The sequence below is a fragment of the Pseudomonas hunanensis genome (genome assembly GCF_013393325.1).
Lineage (GTDB): Bacteria > Pseudomonadota > Gammaproteobacteria > Pseudomonadales > Pseudomonadaceae > Aquipseudomonas > Aquipseudomonas putida_P.
In genome coordinates, this window is the sequence record NZ_QJRC01000102.1 from 63139 (window position 1) to 78296 (window position 15158).

Annotated in this window: 12 protein-coding genes; 1 reads left to right on the top strand and 11 read right to left on the bottom strand. The window is 63.4% G+C overall.

The features are described 5' to 3' along the window. Positions 1-27: 27 nt before the first annotated feature. The 3 genes from DM807_RS26630 to pmbA form a co-directional block, all read right to left on the bottom strand. The gene (locus tag DM807_RS26630) at positions 28-1404 is read right to left on the bottom strand and encodes a class II fumarate hydratase (RefSeq protein ID WP_060515350.1); all 1377 of its coding nucleotides are present in this window, start codon (positions 1402-1404) and stop codon (positions 28-30) included. Further along, positions 1397-1798, bottom strand: coding sequence for a hypothetical protein (locus DM807_RS26635; protein ID WP_012270649.1), 402 nt, complete (start codon positions 1796-1798; stop codon positions 1397-1399). Before DM807_RS26635 ends, DM807_RS26630 begins: the two co-directional genes overlap by 8 nt. A 128-nt stretch (positions 1799-1926) precedes the next feature. After that, positions 1927-3273, bottom strand: coding sequence for a metalloprotease PmbA (gene pmbA / locus DM807_RS26640; RefSeq protein ID WP_060515349.1), 1347 nt, complete (start codon positions 3271-3273; stop codon positions 1927-1929). 109 nt (positions 3274-3382) lie between these two features. On the opposite strand from pmbA, the gene yjgA reads away from it, so the two are divergent. Continuing rightward, positions 3383-3904, top strand: coding sequence for a ribosome biogenesis factor YjgA (gene yjgA / locus DM807_RS26645; protein ID WP_012270647.1), 522 nt, complete (start codon positions 3383-3385; stop codon positions 3902-3904). A gap of 57 nt (positions 3905-3961) precedes the next feature. On the opposite strand, the gene tldD is transcribed toward yjgA, so the two are convergent. The 8 genes from tldD to mreB form a co-directional block, all read right to left on the bottom strand. Beyond that, a complete protein-coding gene (gene tldD / locus DM807_RS26650; RefSeq protein WP_012270646.1) occupies positions 3962-5401 on the bottom strand; it encodes a metalloprotease TldD in 1440 nt (479 codons plus the stop codon). A gap of 2 nt (positions 5402-5403) precedes the next feature. Continuing rightward, positions 5404-6255, bottom strand: a complete 852-nt coding sequence (locus DM807_RS26655) for a carbon-nitrogen hydrolase family protein (protein ID WP_060494441.1) — start codon at positions 6253-6255, stop codon at positions 5404-5406. 8 nt (positions 6256-6263) lie between these two features. After that, positions 6264-10085, bottom strand: a complete 3822-nt coding sequence (locus tag DM807_RS26660) for a YhdP family protein (protein ID WP_069942222.1) — start codon at positions 10083-10085, stop codon at positions 6264-6266. An 82-nt stretch (positions 10086-10167) separates the two neighbouring features. Continuing rightward, on the bottom strand, positions 10168-11625 hold the full coding sequence (gene rng / locus DM807_RS26665) for a ribonuclease G (protein WP_012270643.1): 1458 nt from the start codon (positions 11623-11625) through the stop codon (positions 10168-10170). Between the two features lie 57 nt (positions 11626-11682). Continuing rightward, on the bottom strand, positions 11683-12291 hold the full coding sequence (locus DM807_RS26670; protein ID WP_179028160.1) for a Maf family protein: 609 nt from the start codon (positions 12289-12291) through the stop codon (positions 11683-11685). A 32-nt stretch (positions 12292-12323) separates the two neighbouring features. Beyond that, the gene (gene mreD, locus DM807_RS26675) at positions 12324-12812 is read right to left on the bottom strand and encodes a rod shape-determining protein MreD (protein WP_012270641.1); all 489 of its coding nucleotides are present in this window, start codon (positions 12810-12812) and stop codon (positions 12324-12326) included. Then, positions 12812-13789, bottom strand: coding sequence for a rod shape-determining protein MreC (gene mreC, locus DM807_RS26680; RefSeq protein ID WP_244965096.1), 978 nt, complete (start codon positions 13787-13789; stop codon positions 12812-12814). Before mreC ends, mreD begins: the two co-directional genes overlap by 1 nt. Before the next feature lie 226 nt (positions 13790-14015). After that, positions 14016-15053: a rod shape-determining protein MreB gene (mreB, locus tag DM807_RS26685; RefSeq protein WP_003255163.1), complete on the bottom strand. Its 1038-nt coding sequence runs from the start codon at positions 15051-15053 to the stop codon at positions 14016-14018. Between the last annotated feature and the right edge of the window lie 105 nt (positions 15054-15158).

Here is a 15158-nt window from a genome sequence, read left to right on the forward strand (position 1 = left end):
GCAAATCTCCTTGGCGGTGACGCAGGGTCAGATTCCGCCGGCGGTGAGTTTTTCCGGGTCCAGCAGTGCTTCGAGCTGGTCACGCGACAAATCGGTGTGCTCCAGCGCCACATCGATGATCGGGCGACCTTGCTTGTACGCGGTCTTGGCGATTTCGGCGGCCTTGAGGTAGCCGATGATCGGGTTCAGCGCAGTGACCAGGATCGGGTTGCGCGCCAGGGCTTCCTTGAGCTTGCCCTCGTTGACCTTGAAGGTGGCGATGGCCTTGTCGGCCAGCAAGCGGCTGACGTTGGCCATCAGCTCGATGCTTTCCAGCAGGTTGCGGGCGATCACCGGCAGCATCACGTTCAGCTCGAAGTTACCGGACTGCCCCGCGATGGCGATGGTGGCGTCGTTGCCAATCACCTGGGCGGCGACCATGGCAGTGGCCTCCGGGATCACCGGGTTGACCTTGCCCGGCATGATCGAAGAGCCAGGCTGCAGGCCTTGCAGCTCGATTTCGCCCAGGCCGGCCAGCGGGCCGGAGTTCATCCAGCGCAGGTCGTTGGCAATTTTCATCAGTGCCACAGCGGTAGTCTTGAGCTGGCCAGACAGGGCCACGGCGGTATCCTGCGAACCGATCAGGGCAAACAGGTTTTGCCCTGGGGTGAACTCGACTTGGGTCAGGCCACTGAGTTGGCGGGCAAACACGCCAGCGAACCGGGGGTGGGCATTGATGCCGGTACCCACGGCGGTGCCGCCCTGGGCCAGCGCCTGCAGGCTCGGCAAGGTGGCTTCGAGGTGTGCCTTGGCGCCGTTGATCTGTGCCGCCCAGCCATCCAGCACCTGGCTCATGCGCACCGGCATGGCGTCCATCAGGTGGGTGCGGCCCGTTTTCACATACTGATGCACTTGCGCCGACTTGGCCTCGATCACCTGTACCAGGTGCGCCAAGGCTGGCAGCAACTGTTCGTGCAGGGCCAGCGCGGCACTGACGTGGATAGTGGTCGGGATGATGTCATTGCTGCTCTGGCCACAGTTGACGTGATCATTGGCATTGACTGCCTCACCCAGTACGCGGCTGGCCAAGGTCGCGATCACTTCGTTGGCGTTCATGTTCGAGCTGGTGCCGGAGCCGGTCTGGAACACATCGACCGGGAAATGCTGGATGAAGTCTTCGGCCAACAGTTGCTCGACAGCCTTGACGATGGCTTGGCCCTGCGCGGCGGACAGTTGTTCCAGCTCGATGTTGGCCTTGGCCGCGGCTGCCTTGGCCAGCAGCAGAGCACGAATGAACTGGGCCGGCATGCGCTGGCCGCTGATCGGGAAGTTGTCGACCGCGCGTTGGGTCTGGGCGCCGTACAGGGCCTGGGCAGGCACCTGCAGTTCACCCATGCTGTCACGCTCGATACGGGTATCACTCATCATCAAATCCTTGCATCAGTTCATCGGGAGAAATCGACGGCAGCAGGCGGCAATTGGCCAACTGCAGGGCGTAGGGTTGCCAGCGCTGGTTCTGCTCCTGGCGGTCGAGGTTGCGCAGGTCCAGCAGCGGTCGCCAGGCCTGGTCCAGGCACTGGCAGCGCCAATGCCAGGGCAGCATGCGGTCGCAGGCGGTATCCAGCAGCAGGCGGAAGGAGGTCAGTGCCACCGTCCATGACGAGGTTTGCGTACAGCACACCAGGTAGCGGCCTTCGGCCAGGTAATGCTCGATCAGCCGTGGCTCGTCAGGCTCGAGCGCACAGCGAATGCGCCGGCTGAGCCAGCGCCAGTTTTCCAGGTAGGGCAGTTCGCGGAGGACGGGTTTCATGAACATCATCGCCGGGTGACTGGATAATGATATTCATTATTAAGTGATAAATAGAATCACTTCAAGTATCCGTTAGTGAAAGAAAAACCCGGCACGATGGCCGGGTCTTCGATTTCACTGCATGTATCTGGCGGCAATTAGCTACCCGCGACGGTCATCCGCTCGATCAGCACAGACCCGGTATGGATATTGCTGCGCGTTTCAAGATCGTTACCGATCGCGACAATTTGCTGGAACATGTCTTTCATATTGCCGGCGATGGTCACTTCTTGAACCGCGTGCTGGATCTCGCCATTTTCGACCCAGAAGCCAGCTGCACCACGGGAATAATCCCCCGTCACCATGTTCAGCCCATGCCCCATCAGCTCGGTCACCAGCAGGCCGCGGCCCATACGGCGAATCAACGCGGCCTGGTCTTCGACGCCGTGGGTGACGAACAGGTTGTGCACACCACCGGAGTTGGCCGTGCTTGGCAAGCCCAGCTTGCGCCCGGAATAGGTGCCCAGCAGGTACGACACCAGCTCGCCTTTGTCGACGAACGGCTTGGCGTAGGTGGCCAGGCCATCACCGTCGAACGCGGCGCTACCCAACGCGCGCGGAATGTGCGGGCGCTCGTCGAGGGTAAGCCAGGAAGGGAACAGGCGCTGGCCAATGGTACCTTCGAGGAAGGACGACTTGCGGTACAGGTTGCCGCCGGAAATAGCCGACAGGAAGCTGCCGAACAGGCCACCGGCCAGTTCGGCCGAAAACAGAACCGGCACCTCGCAAGTGGGAACCGGCCGGGCACCCAGTCGGCTGGCAGCACGCTGTGCAGCGCGAACGCCAATGCTGCGCGGGTCGGCCAGCAAGTTGCCCTGACGGTTCACGTCGTACCAGTAGTCACGCTGCATCTGCCCTTCGCCTTCGGCGATCATCACGCAGCTCAGGCTGTGCCGGGTCGAGGCGTACCCACCGATGAAGCCATGGCTGTTGCCATACACGCGGCAGCCCTGGTGGGTATTGAGGGTGGTGCCATCGGCGTTGAGGATGCGCGGGTCGGCATCAAACGCCGCCGCCTCGCAGGCCAGGGCCATTTCGATGGCCTTTTCGGGTTCGATATCCCAATCGTGGTACAGGTCCAGATCAGGAATTTCACGGGCCATCAGCGCCGCGTCGGCCAAGCCCGAACATTCGTCTTCGGAAGTATGCTTGGCAATGGCCAGGGCAGCGGCAACGGTTTCGCGGATCGCGTCCGGGCCACTGGCCGAAGTGCTGGCCGAGCCTTTGCGCTGGCCAACATAAAGGGTGATACCAAAGCCCTGGTCGCGGTTGAATTCGACCGTCTCGACTTCACGCTGGCGTACCGTGGTGGACAAGCCCTGCTCCAGCGAAACTGCCACTTCGCAGGCACTGGCCCCTTGGCGGCGCGCCTCGGCGATGATCGCCTCGACCTGCTCCTGCAATGCTGGCAGGTCTTTCGGACCTACGCTCTGGACTGCACTCATGGTTCTCTCCACTCAAATTCTGCGTACGGCTTGGGGTCATTCTACGACCGGGCCGGACAAGCGGCCCCCGACTGGTTATCATGGCGACGATTTCTAGCGGACTGCCACCATGGTTGATTCAAACAACGACGCCTTCGACGGCGAAAAAAGCAAAACCCAGATCAAGCGCGAACTGCATGAGCTGGTCGAACTCGGTGAGCGCCTTACCACGCTCAAAGCCGATACCCTGGCCCGCCTGCCGTTGACCGACGAGCTGCGCAAGGCCCTGGCCGAGGCCAGCAAGCACACCGCTCATGGTGCCCGTAAACGCCACATGTCGTTTGTCGGCAAGCTCATGCGCGTGCAGGACCTCGATGCCATCCACGCCTTGCTCGAGCAGATGGACAGCTCGAGCCGCCAGTACAACGAGCGTTTCCACAGCCTGGAGCGCTGGCGCGACCGGCTGATCGACGGCAACGACGAGGACCTCGAGCGCTTCGTCAACGAGTACCCCGACACCGACCGCCAGCAGCTGCGCTCACTGGTGCGCCATGCCCAGCACGAAAAGGCCCGGAACAAGCCGCCAGCCGCCGCGCGCAAGGTATTCAAGTACATCCGCGACCTCGACGAGTTGCAGCGCGGGTTGCGCTGACATACGGGACCGATGTGGCAGCGAGCATGCCCGCTGCCACATCGGTCCCCGCAGCCATCACGCCCCGGTACCGCCCACGGTAATCGCATCCAGCTTCAAAGTCGGCTGCCCGACCCCCACTGGCACCGACTGCCCGTCCTTGCCGCATGTCCCTACCCCGCTGTCCAGCGCCAGGTCGTTACCGACCATCGACACACGGCTCATCGCCTCCGGCCCATTGCCGATCAGGGTCGCGCCCTTCACCGGGGCGGTAATCTTGCCGTCTTCGATCAGGTAGGCCTCACTGGTCGAGAACACGAACTTGCCGCTGGTAATGTCCACCTGGCCACCACCGAGGTTGGCGCAGTAGATACCCTTCTTCACCGACGCAATGATTTCCTGCGGGTCGCTTTCGCCGGCTCGCATGTAGGTGTTGGTCATGCGTGGCATCGGCAGGTGCGCATAGGATTCACGGCGACCGTTGCCGGTCACCGCCATGCCCATCAGACGCGCGTTCAGCTTGTCCTGCATGTAGCCCTTGAGTACGCCGTTCTCGATCAGCGTGGTGCATTCGGTCGGGGTGCCTTCGTCATCCACGCTCAGCGATCCACGGCGGCCTTCCAGGGTGCCATCGTCCACGATGGTGCACAGGCTCGACGCCACTTTCTCGCCGATGCGGCCACTGAATGCCGAACTCCCCTTGCGGTTGAAGTCGCCCTCCAGGCCATGGCCGACCGCCTCGTGCAACAGCACGCCCGACCAGCCCGAGCCCAATACCACCGGCAAGGTACCGGCCGGCGCCGGGATGGCCTCCAGGTTCACCAAGGCCTGGCGCAGCGCCTCGCGGGCATAGCCCATCACCCGCTCTTCGGTGAAGAAACGGTAATCGGTACGCCCGCCACCGCCCTGCCCACCGCGCTCGCGACGGCCGTTCTGCTCGACGATGACGCTGACGTTGAAGCGCACCAGCGGGCGCACGTCGGCGGCCAGGCTGCCATCGGCCGCCGCGATCAGGATGCGCTCCCAGACTCCGGCCATGCTCACGCTGACTTGCTGAATGCGGGGGTCCAAGGCGCGGGTAGCGGCATCGACACGCTTGAGCAGCTCGACCTTTTCGGCACGGCTGAGCACGTCCAGCGGGTTGTCCGCGGCATACAGGGCAGTCACCTCCTGGCTGCGGAAGGCCTGCACCGTGCCGTTCTGCCCAGCGCGGGAAATCGAACGGGCGGCACGGGCTGCCGAGGTCAGTGCTTCGAGGTTGATGGCATTGCTGTAGGCGAAACCGGTTTTTTCACCGGATTGGGCACGCACGCCCACGCCTTGGTCGAGGTTGAAACTGCCCTCTTTGACGATGCCGTCTTCCAGCGCCCAGGTTTCCGAGATCTGGCCCTGGAAATACAGGTCGGCGGCGTCGATGCCGGGGCCGGCCAACTCACCCAGTACGCTCTGCAGGCTGTCCAGGGTCAAGCCGCCTGGGGCCAGGAGCTGCTCACTGACGGTGGATAACATCTGGCTCATAGTCACTCCGAGGTGTGCGCAGGCCGCAACGCGCCCTGCGAAAAAAAGCGCCGGTGCGAAACCACCGGCATGCGCGCCCGAATGGACGCTTGTTCTTCAATGTCGCGCTCGGCAAGCAGTACCGCTTCGCCTTGCGCCTGTTCTGCGACGATGCGCCCCCAAGGGTCGACGATCGCCGCATGGCCATGGGTTTCCCGTGGGCCTGGGTGGGTGCCTCCCTGCGCCGCAGCCAGCAGGTAGCACTGGGTTTCGATGGCCCGGGCGCGCACCAGCACCTCCCAATGTGCCGCGCCGGTCACGGCGGTAAAAGCAGCCGGCGCAGTGATCAGCTCCGCGCCGGCAGCACGCAATGCGCTGTACAGTTCGGGGAAACGCAAGTCGTAGCACACGCTAAGCCCCAGCCGCCCGACGGGCGTGTCGGCCACCACCACTTGGTCGCCATGGGCGTAGTCGTCCGATTCACGGTAGCGGCCGCGATTATCGGCAACGTCCACGTCGAACAAGTGCAGCTTGTCATAACGCGCCACCACCTCGCCGTGTTCATCGATCAGCAGCGAGCAGGCATGGGCCTTGGACTCAGGCCGGCCGACCGGTGGCAAAGGCAAGGTACCGGCAACAATCCATAACTTGAGGTCGCGGGCGGTGCGTTTCAACCATGGCAGAATCGGCCCATCACCCAAGGCTTCGGCACGGCCAATGGCTGCGGCGTCCTTGCGGCCCATGGCGGCGAAGTTTTCCGGCAGTACCGCCAGCCGTGCTCCGCCCAACGCTGCCTGCTCCAGCAGGGCACCGGCACGCTGCAGGTTGGCCAGCACGTCATCCTGGCTGACCATCTGGATTACCGCTGCCTTCATGGGTACTCCTAGCGGGATTTCTCGAAAGGTTTCACAAATGTGATTCTAGGCTCTTTCCACGGGCCTTCGACACGGTAGTGAACGCTGGCAAAGCGCGACACACGATCACCGATCAGTCGATCGACCAGGAACAGCGCCCCGCCCACAGCGGGTGCGCCGACGATCAGCGCCGCCAGCGGCAGATTATTGGTCACCGGCAGGCTCACCTGCAGGTTGGCATCCACCCGGTCGCGCACCATGTCCAGCGTGCCATCCAGCTCGAAGTTGCTCGACGGGCCGGTCACGGTGATCGGTTCGCGGGTTACGTACACGCCGCTACTGGCTACCAGCAAACCCTTGACCCGGTCATAGGCCAGGCCCTTGTCGAACAGGTCGGAGAAGTCCAGACGCAGGCGCCGGCCAATCGAGTTGAAGTTGAGCAGGCCGAACACCCGCAGTGCCTGGGCGCTGCCTTCAACCTCGACGAATTGGCCCGTACGCAGCGCCGCATCCATGCTGCCCGAAAAACGCGTCAGGCTCACCGCGGCAGGCGAACCCGGCCAGCGGCCATCTACATCCAGGCGGAAGTCGCGGCTGGTCACGGTGGGAGCGAAGCCCCAGGCCTTGAGCACATCCGCCAGGTTCTTGCCGTCCAGACGCCCTTTGTACCAGCTGCTGGTTTTGCCGGTTTCACCTTCCCAGCCGCCACCGCCATCGATGCGCAAGCCTTTGAAGTCAAGGTCGATGTCGCTGGCGGTAACGCCACGCGCAGTCGGCCGCAGCTTGATCGAGGCGCTGCCGAACAGGTCGTCACCGCGGTAGAGCTTGTCGATGCTCAGGTCCAGCGCCGGCACCTTGCGCGGATCGAACGAGGCCAGCGGGTCCGGGCCTTCTTCAGCCTGCTGCTCTGCGGCGCTGGCGGCAGGCAGGCGCAAGGTCTGCATGCGCACGACCATTGGCGCGCCCTTGGCATCCGGTACGCGGGCGTTGCCGATGACTTCCTTGCTATCGAGGCGCAAATCCCAGGCCGGGCCGCCTCGAGCCAGCCGCACTACAGCCTGATTCAGGTCCATGCCGAAGGCTTTCAACTGGCCGATGCTCAGGTCGACGCTTTGCAGGTTCTGCCGCGCACTGCCACCGGGGTCGTCACCGGCCAGGCGGGCCGCCTGTTCTTGCCAGGGAGCCAGGTCCAGCGCCTCCAAACGCCCGCGCACCCTCAGGCCTTGGCTGGCAGGTAGCTGGGCGTCACCGGTACCCAACAGTAGCTCGCCACGGCCCTGTGCCAGCTTGTCGGCCGGTGCGGCATAGGCAAAACGTGCAAGGTCGGTATAGGAGGCATCGAAGCGCCGCTCCGGGCCTTGCAGGTTCATGCTGAAGCGGCTGTCGCGGGTATCCGCCGCTGCTTTGCCGAACGGCGCTGGCAGGTCGATCGCCAGGCCCTTGAGGCTGGAGGTGACGCTCAGGCTGTTTTCCCGGCTGCCCAGGCTTAGCTGCAACTGGTACGGCAGGTCGCCGGACGCCGGCAAGGACGGGGTGAACTGCAGCCAGTCGGTCAACGCTTTGAGCGATACCTGGCCATTGGCATTGATACGGGTCTGCATCTGCCCCGCTTGGCCTTCAGCGGAAATTTGCGCCGTCACTGGCTTGCCGAAGGCCTGCAAGCTGATGCCCTTGCCACTCAGGCCCTTGTCGAAGTCGAAGCTGAAGTCACCCTTCAGGCGGTTCAATTCCAGGCTCGGCGGGGCGACTTTCAGCCGCGCATCGCTGGTGGCGAAGTCCACCTGCACTTTCGGCCGCTGCCCATGGGCCAGCGGGATGTCGAGTTTGACCTTGCCCTTCAGTGGCCCCTCACCTTCCCAGCCGGCGAAAATCTCACCGGTGCCGATTGGTGCTTCCTTGAGGATTTTCAGGCCATCGCCCAGGCTGCCGTCGAAATCGCCATCCAGGTAAAGGTGGCTGTGCTGATCACCCTCGACATGCGGAATATCGACCTGTACATCGCTGACTTTGGTGTCGAGCAACACACCGCGCTGGGCCTTGATGCGCACGCCGCTGTCCTCGATGAACACATCGCCATCCACATGCTGCACCTGCGGCCAACCGGGCTGGAAATCCAGGGCCGCGTCATGCACCTTGAAGAACAGGCTGATACTGCGTGCCTCTGGCACCGCGCCATGATTCAACGACCCCTGGTACTGGAAGTAACCTTCATCCACCGCGCCTTTGACGATGGCGCTGCGCAGCCACTCGTCGAGCGCCGGGCTAAGCACTTCGGGCAGGTATTTGGCGGTATAGCGACCATCGCCCTCGGTCAGGCCGACGCGCAGGTCCATGTAATCCTCGCGGCCTTCCTCGAACAATAGGCGGATCAGGAAGTCACCGGCGATCTTGCCTTCTTCGCCCAGCACCTTGAGGTACGGCGCGATCAGGGTGAAACCGTCTTTGTCCAAGGCCCAGGTCAGCTGTGCATTGGCCTTCTGGTAGTGCCAGGGTTTGGCGAAGATCGGGTACAGATGCAGCATGAACGCATCGGTATCCAGGCGCAGCTCGCCGTGGCCCAGGTCACCACTGATGCTGCCACTGACGTTACCGGCGGCTGGCGCACTGTGATAAGCCTCAAAACCCACCTTCTCCAGGTTGGCGGCGAACTGCAAGCGCTGATCACCCTCGGCCTTGGGCCTGGCCTCGAGGCGCACATTGCGCAGCGCACCGGTCACCTTCAAGCCATTTACCACGTCCATGACGTTGTCTGGCAGCGGTGCCAAGGCATCGATCAACGGGGTCAGCGGCGTGAGGTCGAGACGATCAGCCTGTACCTGCCAGCTTTCATCGGCAGCACTCTGGCCAGGGCGCTGCTGCAACTGCAGGTGCGACTCCCAGCGACGCTTGCCGATGTCCATGGCCAACGAGTCGACCACCACATCGAAGCCCTGCTCGCGACGCTGGAACCAGGCGCCCAAGGCCAGGTTATCCAGCTTGGCGGCCTTTCGTCCGGCATAGGCGCCTTGTAGCTCAGGCGCATTGAGCCGTACTACGGCCTGCTGCAGCTGCCCTTTGCCCCAGTCGACCCAGAACTCACCACCTGCGCGCAGGGTGTCAGCTTGCCACTGTCCCAGCAGACTTGGCGGCAGCCAGTGCGACCAGTCACTTTGCGGCAGGCTCAGATAAGCTTCGACCTCGCCATCGCGCCAGGCCTTGGCCGACATACGGCTGTGCAGGGTGAGTGCCAGAGGCTGGCCGTCAGGCAAGGTCGCCCGCAGGTCCACCGCCTGGCGTGCTGGGCCGGCCTGCAGGCCAGCGCTCACATAAGTCAGGGTAAGCGGGTCGCGCTGCCAGGGGTGCAGGGTGACCTGGCTGTCGAATACATCGACGCGGCCTAGCTGGCGCAGGCGCTGCAAAAGGTCGGCTGGGTCCAATGGCGCATCGTCCTTCTTGGGTAGGCCTTCGAGGTCCCAGACGCCCTGCTCGTTCTCACGCAGGATCAACTGCAAGCCGCCCAACTGGATGCGTGCCAGGCGCACTTCGCGGGCGGTGAGGCTGGCCCAGACGTCGGGCACCACCATCACGTCATCCAGGCGCAGCGCGGTGGCGCCTTCGCCCAATTGCAGGTCGCGCACCCGCAGCACCGGTGCCAGCCCGCTCCAACGGCCTTCCAAGGCACCCACATGTACGGGGAGGCCCAGCGCCTGCTCGGCCTTGCGCTCTACATCGGCGCGGTACTCGGCGACCAGCGGCACCAGTTCGCGGCCGAGGCTGACATACAGCGCCACCAAAACCGCCAACAGGGCGCATACGCCCAGCCCCCAGCGGGTCAGGGCGACAAGAACGCGGGTCAGACGTCCCATGGCCATGGCCCTCCAAGTCGTTTATCCATGATGGCCCGTAGTGCCGGTTTTGCCAGCCAGACCATCCAGCGGCGTGTTCGAGAAGACCTCAGAGCAGCACCACGTCGTATTGTTCCTGCGAATACATCGACTCGACCTGGAAGCGAATGGTTCGGCCGATGAAGGCTTCCAGTTCCGCCACGTTGCCCGATTCTTCATCCAGCAGGCGATCGACCACCTTCTGGTTGGCCAGCACACGGTAACCCTCGGCCTGATAGGCACGGGCCTCGCGCAGGATCTCGCGGAAGATTTCGTAACAGATGGTCTCGGGAGTCTTCAGCTTGCCGCGCCCCTGGCAGGCCAGGCACGGCTCGCACAGCACCTGCTCCAGGCTTTCCCGCGTACGCTTGCGGGTCATCTGCACCAGGCCCAGCTCGGTGATGCCGATGATGTTGGTCTTGGCGTGGTCGCGCTCCAGCTGCTTTTCCAGGGTACGCAGCACCTGGCGCTGGTGCTCTTCGTCTTCCATGTCGATGAAGTCGATGATGATGATGCCGCCAATGTTGCGCAGGCGCAGTTGCCGGGCGATGGCGGTGGCGGCTTCGAGGTTGGTCTTGAAGATGGTTTCTTCGAGGTTGCGATGGCCCACGAACGCCCCGGTGTTGACGTCGATGGTGGTCATCGCTTCGGCCGGGTCGACCACCAGGTAGCCGCCGGACTTCAGCGGCACCTTGCGTTCCAGGGCACGCTGGATCTCGTCTTCGACGCCGTACAGGTCAAAGATAGGCCGCTCGCCTGGGTAGTGTTCGAGGCGGTCGGCGATTTCCGGCATCAGCTCGCCGACGAACTGCGTGGTTTTCTGGAAGGTTTCCCGCGAGTCGATGCGGATCTTTTCGATCTTCGGGTTGACCAGGTCACGCAGGGTACGCAGGGCCAGGCCCAGGTCTTCGTAGATGACCGTGGGTGCGCCGCAGGTCTTGATCTGGGTGCCAATCTGCTCCCACAGGCGGCGCAGGTAGCGGATGTCCTGCAAGATTTCTTCGGCACGCGCGCCCTCGGCTGCGGTGCGCAGGATGAACCCTCCGGCATCCTTGATGTTCTCGCTGTCCATGCAATCGCTGACCACCTGCTTGAGGCGCTCGCGCTCGGCTTCGTCCTCGATTTTCAGCGAAATACCGACATGGCTGCTGCGCGGCATGTACACCAGGTAGCGCGACGGGATCGACAGCTGAGTGGTCAGGCGTGCACCCTTGGTGCCGATCGGGTCCTTGGTCACCTGCACCACAAGGGCCTGGCCTTCGTGTACCAGTGCGGTGATGTTCTCTACCGCCGAACCTTCGCGCTGGGAAATTTCCGAGGCATGGATGAACGCTGCGCGCTCCAGGCCGATGTCGACGAAGGCCGCCTGCATGCCCGGCAGCACGCGTACCACCTTGCCCTTGTAGATATTGCCGACGATGCCACGGCGCTGGGTGCGCTCGACGTGCACTTCCTGCAGCACCCCGTTTTCCACCACCGCCACACGTGACTCCATCGGCGTGATGTTGATCAGGATCTCTTCACTCATGGCAGGCTCTCGTCAAAGGTCTTTTGTAATGATGGATGGCGTATGCACTGCTGGCTACTACGGGTTTGTTACCTCTGGCGTATGCACGGGCGTTTGCCAGCAGGCGATGCCGAACTGGCCAAGCACGTCGGCCGTTTCACTGAGCGGCAAGCCAACCACCGCCGAGTAGCTGCCGGAAATGTCGGTGACGAACACCGCGCCCAGGCCCTGGATGGCGTAGCCGCCAGCCTTGTCCGCTGGCTCGCCGCTGGCCCAGTAGCGCTGCGCTTCATCGGCGCTGATAGTGCGAAAACGTACTGTGCTGGTGACGCAAAAACTGTGCACGCGCTGGCCATCATCGAGGGCGACAGCGGTCAGCACCTGATGCTCACGGCCTGAAAGGTCTGCCAGCATGGCCAAGGCATCTTCGCGGTTTTCCGGCTTGCCGAGAATACGACCATCGAGCACCACGGCAGTGTCTGCGCCGAGCACTACAGCGGGGCCATCGACACTGGCCAGGCCGGCCGCAGCCTTGGCCCGAGCCAGGCGTTCGACGTAGGCCGGTGCGCTTTCGTTGGCTAGCGGGGTTTCATCGATGGGGGCGCTGATGACGCTGAACGGCACACCGATCTGGGTCAGCAGTTCACGACGACGGGGCGAGCCGGAGGCCAGGTATAGCGGGTTCATGCAGACATCTCCCTGTCAGTGGCGCGTCGCCGTCAATTGATATGCAAACGTCGGCGCAAATCGCGCAGGGCGAAACTGATCCACGGCCAGAGCAAGGCACTGATCACCGCCGACCAGACTAGCGCCAGGGTAGGCAGGCGATTGCCGGTCAGTGCGCTGAGCCATAGCTGAATCAGCTGGGCGATGCCGAAGATCACCAGGATGACCAGGCTTTGCTGCCACATGGGGAACATGCGCAGGCGTTGCTGCAAGGACAGCACCAGGAAGGTGATGAGGGTAAGGATCAGCGCGTTCTGCCCCAGCAGGGTGCCGTACAGCACATCCTCGGCCAGGCCCAGCAAAAACGCGGTGGTCATGCCGACCTTGTTCGGCACGGCGAGGGTCCAGAACGACACCAGCAATGCCAGCCACATGGGCCGGAACACTTCCATGAACTGCGGCATGGGCGAAACGCTGAGCAGCAAGCCGATGGCGAACGTCAGCCAGATGACCCAGCCATTGTTGCGGCGTGATGCAGCCATCATTGCCTCCGGGTGTGAGCGGGTGCGGCCGGCGTGACAGGTGCAGCAGCTGGGGCTGCTGACTGCGCGGGCGGTGTAGCCGGCGCTGCCGGGGTGGCTGGCACGGCAGGTGCAGCCTGCTCGCCGGTAGCGGCCGGCTGGCCAGCAGGCGCGCTGCCCTTGCGGTCGGCCTCTTCCTGGGCAATGGCGGCATCGGTGGCACGCTGCTCCGGGCTACGCCGATCACTGAACACCAGCAGCATATAGCGGCTGCGGTTGAGCGCGGCGGTGGGGATGGCACGGACAATGGCAAATGGCTGGCCGGAGTCGTGGATCACTTCGTTGACCGTAGCCACCGGGTAACCGGCCGGGAAGCGCTGCCCCATGCCGGAACTGACCAGCAGGTCGCCTTCCTTGATGTCGGCGGTGTCGGCCACATGGCGCAACTCCAGGCGCTCCGGGTTGCCGGTGCCGCTGGCGATGGCACGCAGGCCGTTGCGGTTGACCTGCACCGGAATGCTGTGGGTGGTATCGGTCAGCAACAGCACCCGCGAGGTGTAGGGCATCAACTCGACCACTTGGCCCATCAGGCCACGGGCATCGAGCACTGGCTGGCCCAGGAACACACCATCACGCTCCCCCTTGTTGATCAGGATGCGGTGGGTGAACGGGTTGGGGTCCACACCGATGAGCTCGGCCACTTCGACCTTTTCGTTGACCAGGGCCGAGGAATTGAGCAGCTCGCGCAGCCGCACGTTCTGCTCGGTCAGGGCCGCCAGCTTCTGCAGGCGCCCCTGCAGCAGCAGGGCTTCGGTCTTGAGCTTCTCGTTTTCGGCTATCAGCTCGGTGCGGCTGCCGAACTGGCCGGCCACACCTTGCCAGGCACGCTGCGGCAAGTCGGTGATCCAGTACGATTCCATCAGCACCAGGCCCATCTGGCTGCGCACGGGCTTGAGCACGTCGAAGCGCGCGTCGACAACCATCAACGCGACCGACATCACCACCAGAACGAGCAGGCGAACGCCCAGCGAAGGGCCCTTGGAGAAAAGCGGTTTAATGGGCCGTTCCTCGTGGACGACTCAGGAGGTCATTGGACATGGGACAACGCACCAGCCTGGTTGCGGGTTGACGGATACGGCGCCCCAAACGGGCGCCAGCCCAGCACATACAGGTAGCACTGTGCGTACTACCTGTAAACCGGGCGCTCGTGAACAGCGAGTGGGATCACTCGCTGGAGAGCAAGTCCATCGCGTGCTTGTCCATCATCTCCAGGGCGCGACCGCCGCCACGGGCGACACAGGTCAGCGGGTCCTCGGCGACGATCACCGGCAGGCCGGTTTCCTGGGCCAGCAGTTTGTCGAGGTCACGCAGCAGCGCACCACCCCCGGTCAGCACCAGACCACGCTCGGCGATGTCCGAAGCCAGCTCCGGCGGCGACTGCTCGAGGGCGCTCTTGACCGCTTGGACGATGGTCGCCAGCGACTCTTGCAGCGCTTCGAGCACTTCGTTGGAGTTCAGGGTGAAGGCACGCGGTACGCCTTCGGCCAGGTTGCGGCCGCGAACGTCGACTTCACGTACTTCGCCACCGGGGTAGGCCGTACCGATTTCCTGCTTGATACGCTCGGCGGTGGATTCGCCGATCAGGCTGCCGTAGTTGCGGCGCACGTAGGTGACGATGGCTTCGTCGAAGCGATCGCCGCCAACGCGCACGGATTCGGCATAGACCACGCCGTTCAGCGAGATCAGGGCGATTTCGGTGGTACCGCCACCGATATCGACGACCATCGATCCGCGAGCCTCTTCGACCGGCAGGCCGGCACCGATGGCAGCGGCCATCGGCTCTTCGATCAGGAACACTTCACGGGCACCGGCACCCAAAGCCGACTCGCGGATGGCGCGGCGCTCGACCTGGGTCGACTTGCACGGCACGCAGATCAGCACGCGTGGGCTTGGCTGCAGGAAGCTGTTCTCGTGAACCTTGTTGATAAAATATTGCAACATTTTTTCGCACACGCTGAAGTCGGCGATGACGCCGTCCTTCATCGGACGAATGGCAGCAATGTTGCCAGGCGTACGGCCCAGCATGCGTTTGGCTTCGGTACCGACGGCGACGACGCTTTTCTGGTTGCCATGGGTACGGATGGCAACAACCGAGGGCTCATTCAGGACGATACCGCGCTCACGCACGTAAATAAGGGTGTTGGCAGTACCCAGGTCGATGGAAAGATCGCTGGAAAACATGCCACGCAGTTTCTTGAACATGGGAAAGTGACCCTGGGGAAAGCGTGGGTAAAAAAGTGCGGCAAACTCTAACAATGGCAGGGATTTTGGGCAAGGAGCCAATATGTTAAATTGGCTGTTTTTCCG

Bases quoted from the DNA above. Each gene is read 5' to 3' on its own strand.
- DM807_RS26630 (WP_060515350.1), bottom strand. From the start codon at position 1,404: ATGAGTGATACCCGTATCGAGCGTGACAGCATGGGTGAACTGCAGGTG.
- DM807_RS26635 (WP_012270649.1), bottom strand. From the start codon at position 1,798: ATGATGTTCATGAAACCCGTCCTCCGCGAACTGCCCTACCTGGAAAAC.
- pmbA (WP_060515349.1), bottom strand. From the start codon at position 3,273: ATGAGTGCAGTCCAGAGCGTAGGTCCGAAAGACCTGCCAGCATTGCAG.
- yjgA (WP_012270647.1), top strand. From the start codon at position 3,383: ATGGTTGATTCAAACAACGACGCCTTCGACGGCGAAAAAAGCAAAACC.
- tldD (WP_012270646.1), bottom strand. From the start codon at position 5,401: ATGAGCCAGATGTTATCCACCGTCAGTGAGCAGCTCCTGGCCCCAGGC.
- DM807_RS26655 (WP_060494441.1), bottom strand. From the start codon at position 6,255: ATGAAGGCAGCGGTAATCCAGATGGTCAGCCAGGATGACGTGCTGGCC.
- DM807_RS26660 (WP_069942222.1), bottom strand. From the start codon at position 10,085: ATGGCCATGGGACGTCTGACCCGCGTTCTTGTCGCCCTGACCCGCTGG.
- rng (WP_012270643.1), bottom strand. From the start codon at position 11,625: ATGAGTGAAGAGATCCTGATCAACATCACGCCGATGGAGTCACGTGTG.
- DM807_RS26670 (WP_179028160.1), bottom strand. From the start codon at position 12,291: ATGAACCCGCTATACCTGGCCTCCGGCTCGCCCCGTCGTCGTGAACTG.
- mreD (WP_012270641.1), bottom strand. From the start codon at position 12,812: ATGGCTGCATCACGCCGCAACAATGGCTGGGTCATCTGGCTGACGTTC.
- mreC (WP_244965096.1), bottom strand. From the start codon at position 13,789: ATGTCGGTCGCGTTGATGGTTGTCGACGCGCGCTTCGACGTGCTCAAG.
- mreB (WP_003255163.1), bottom strand. From the start codon at position 15,053: ATGTTCAAGAAACTGCGTGGCATGTTTTCCAGCGATCTTTCCATCGAC.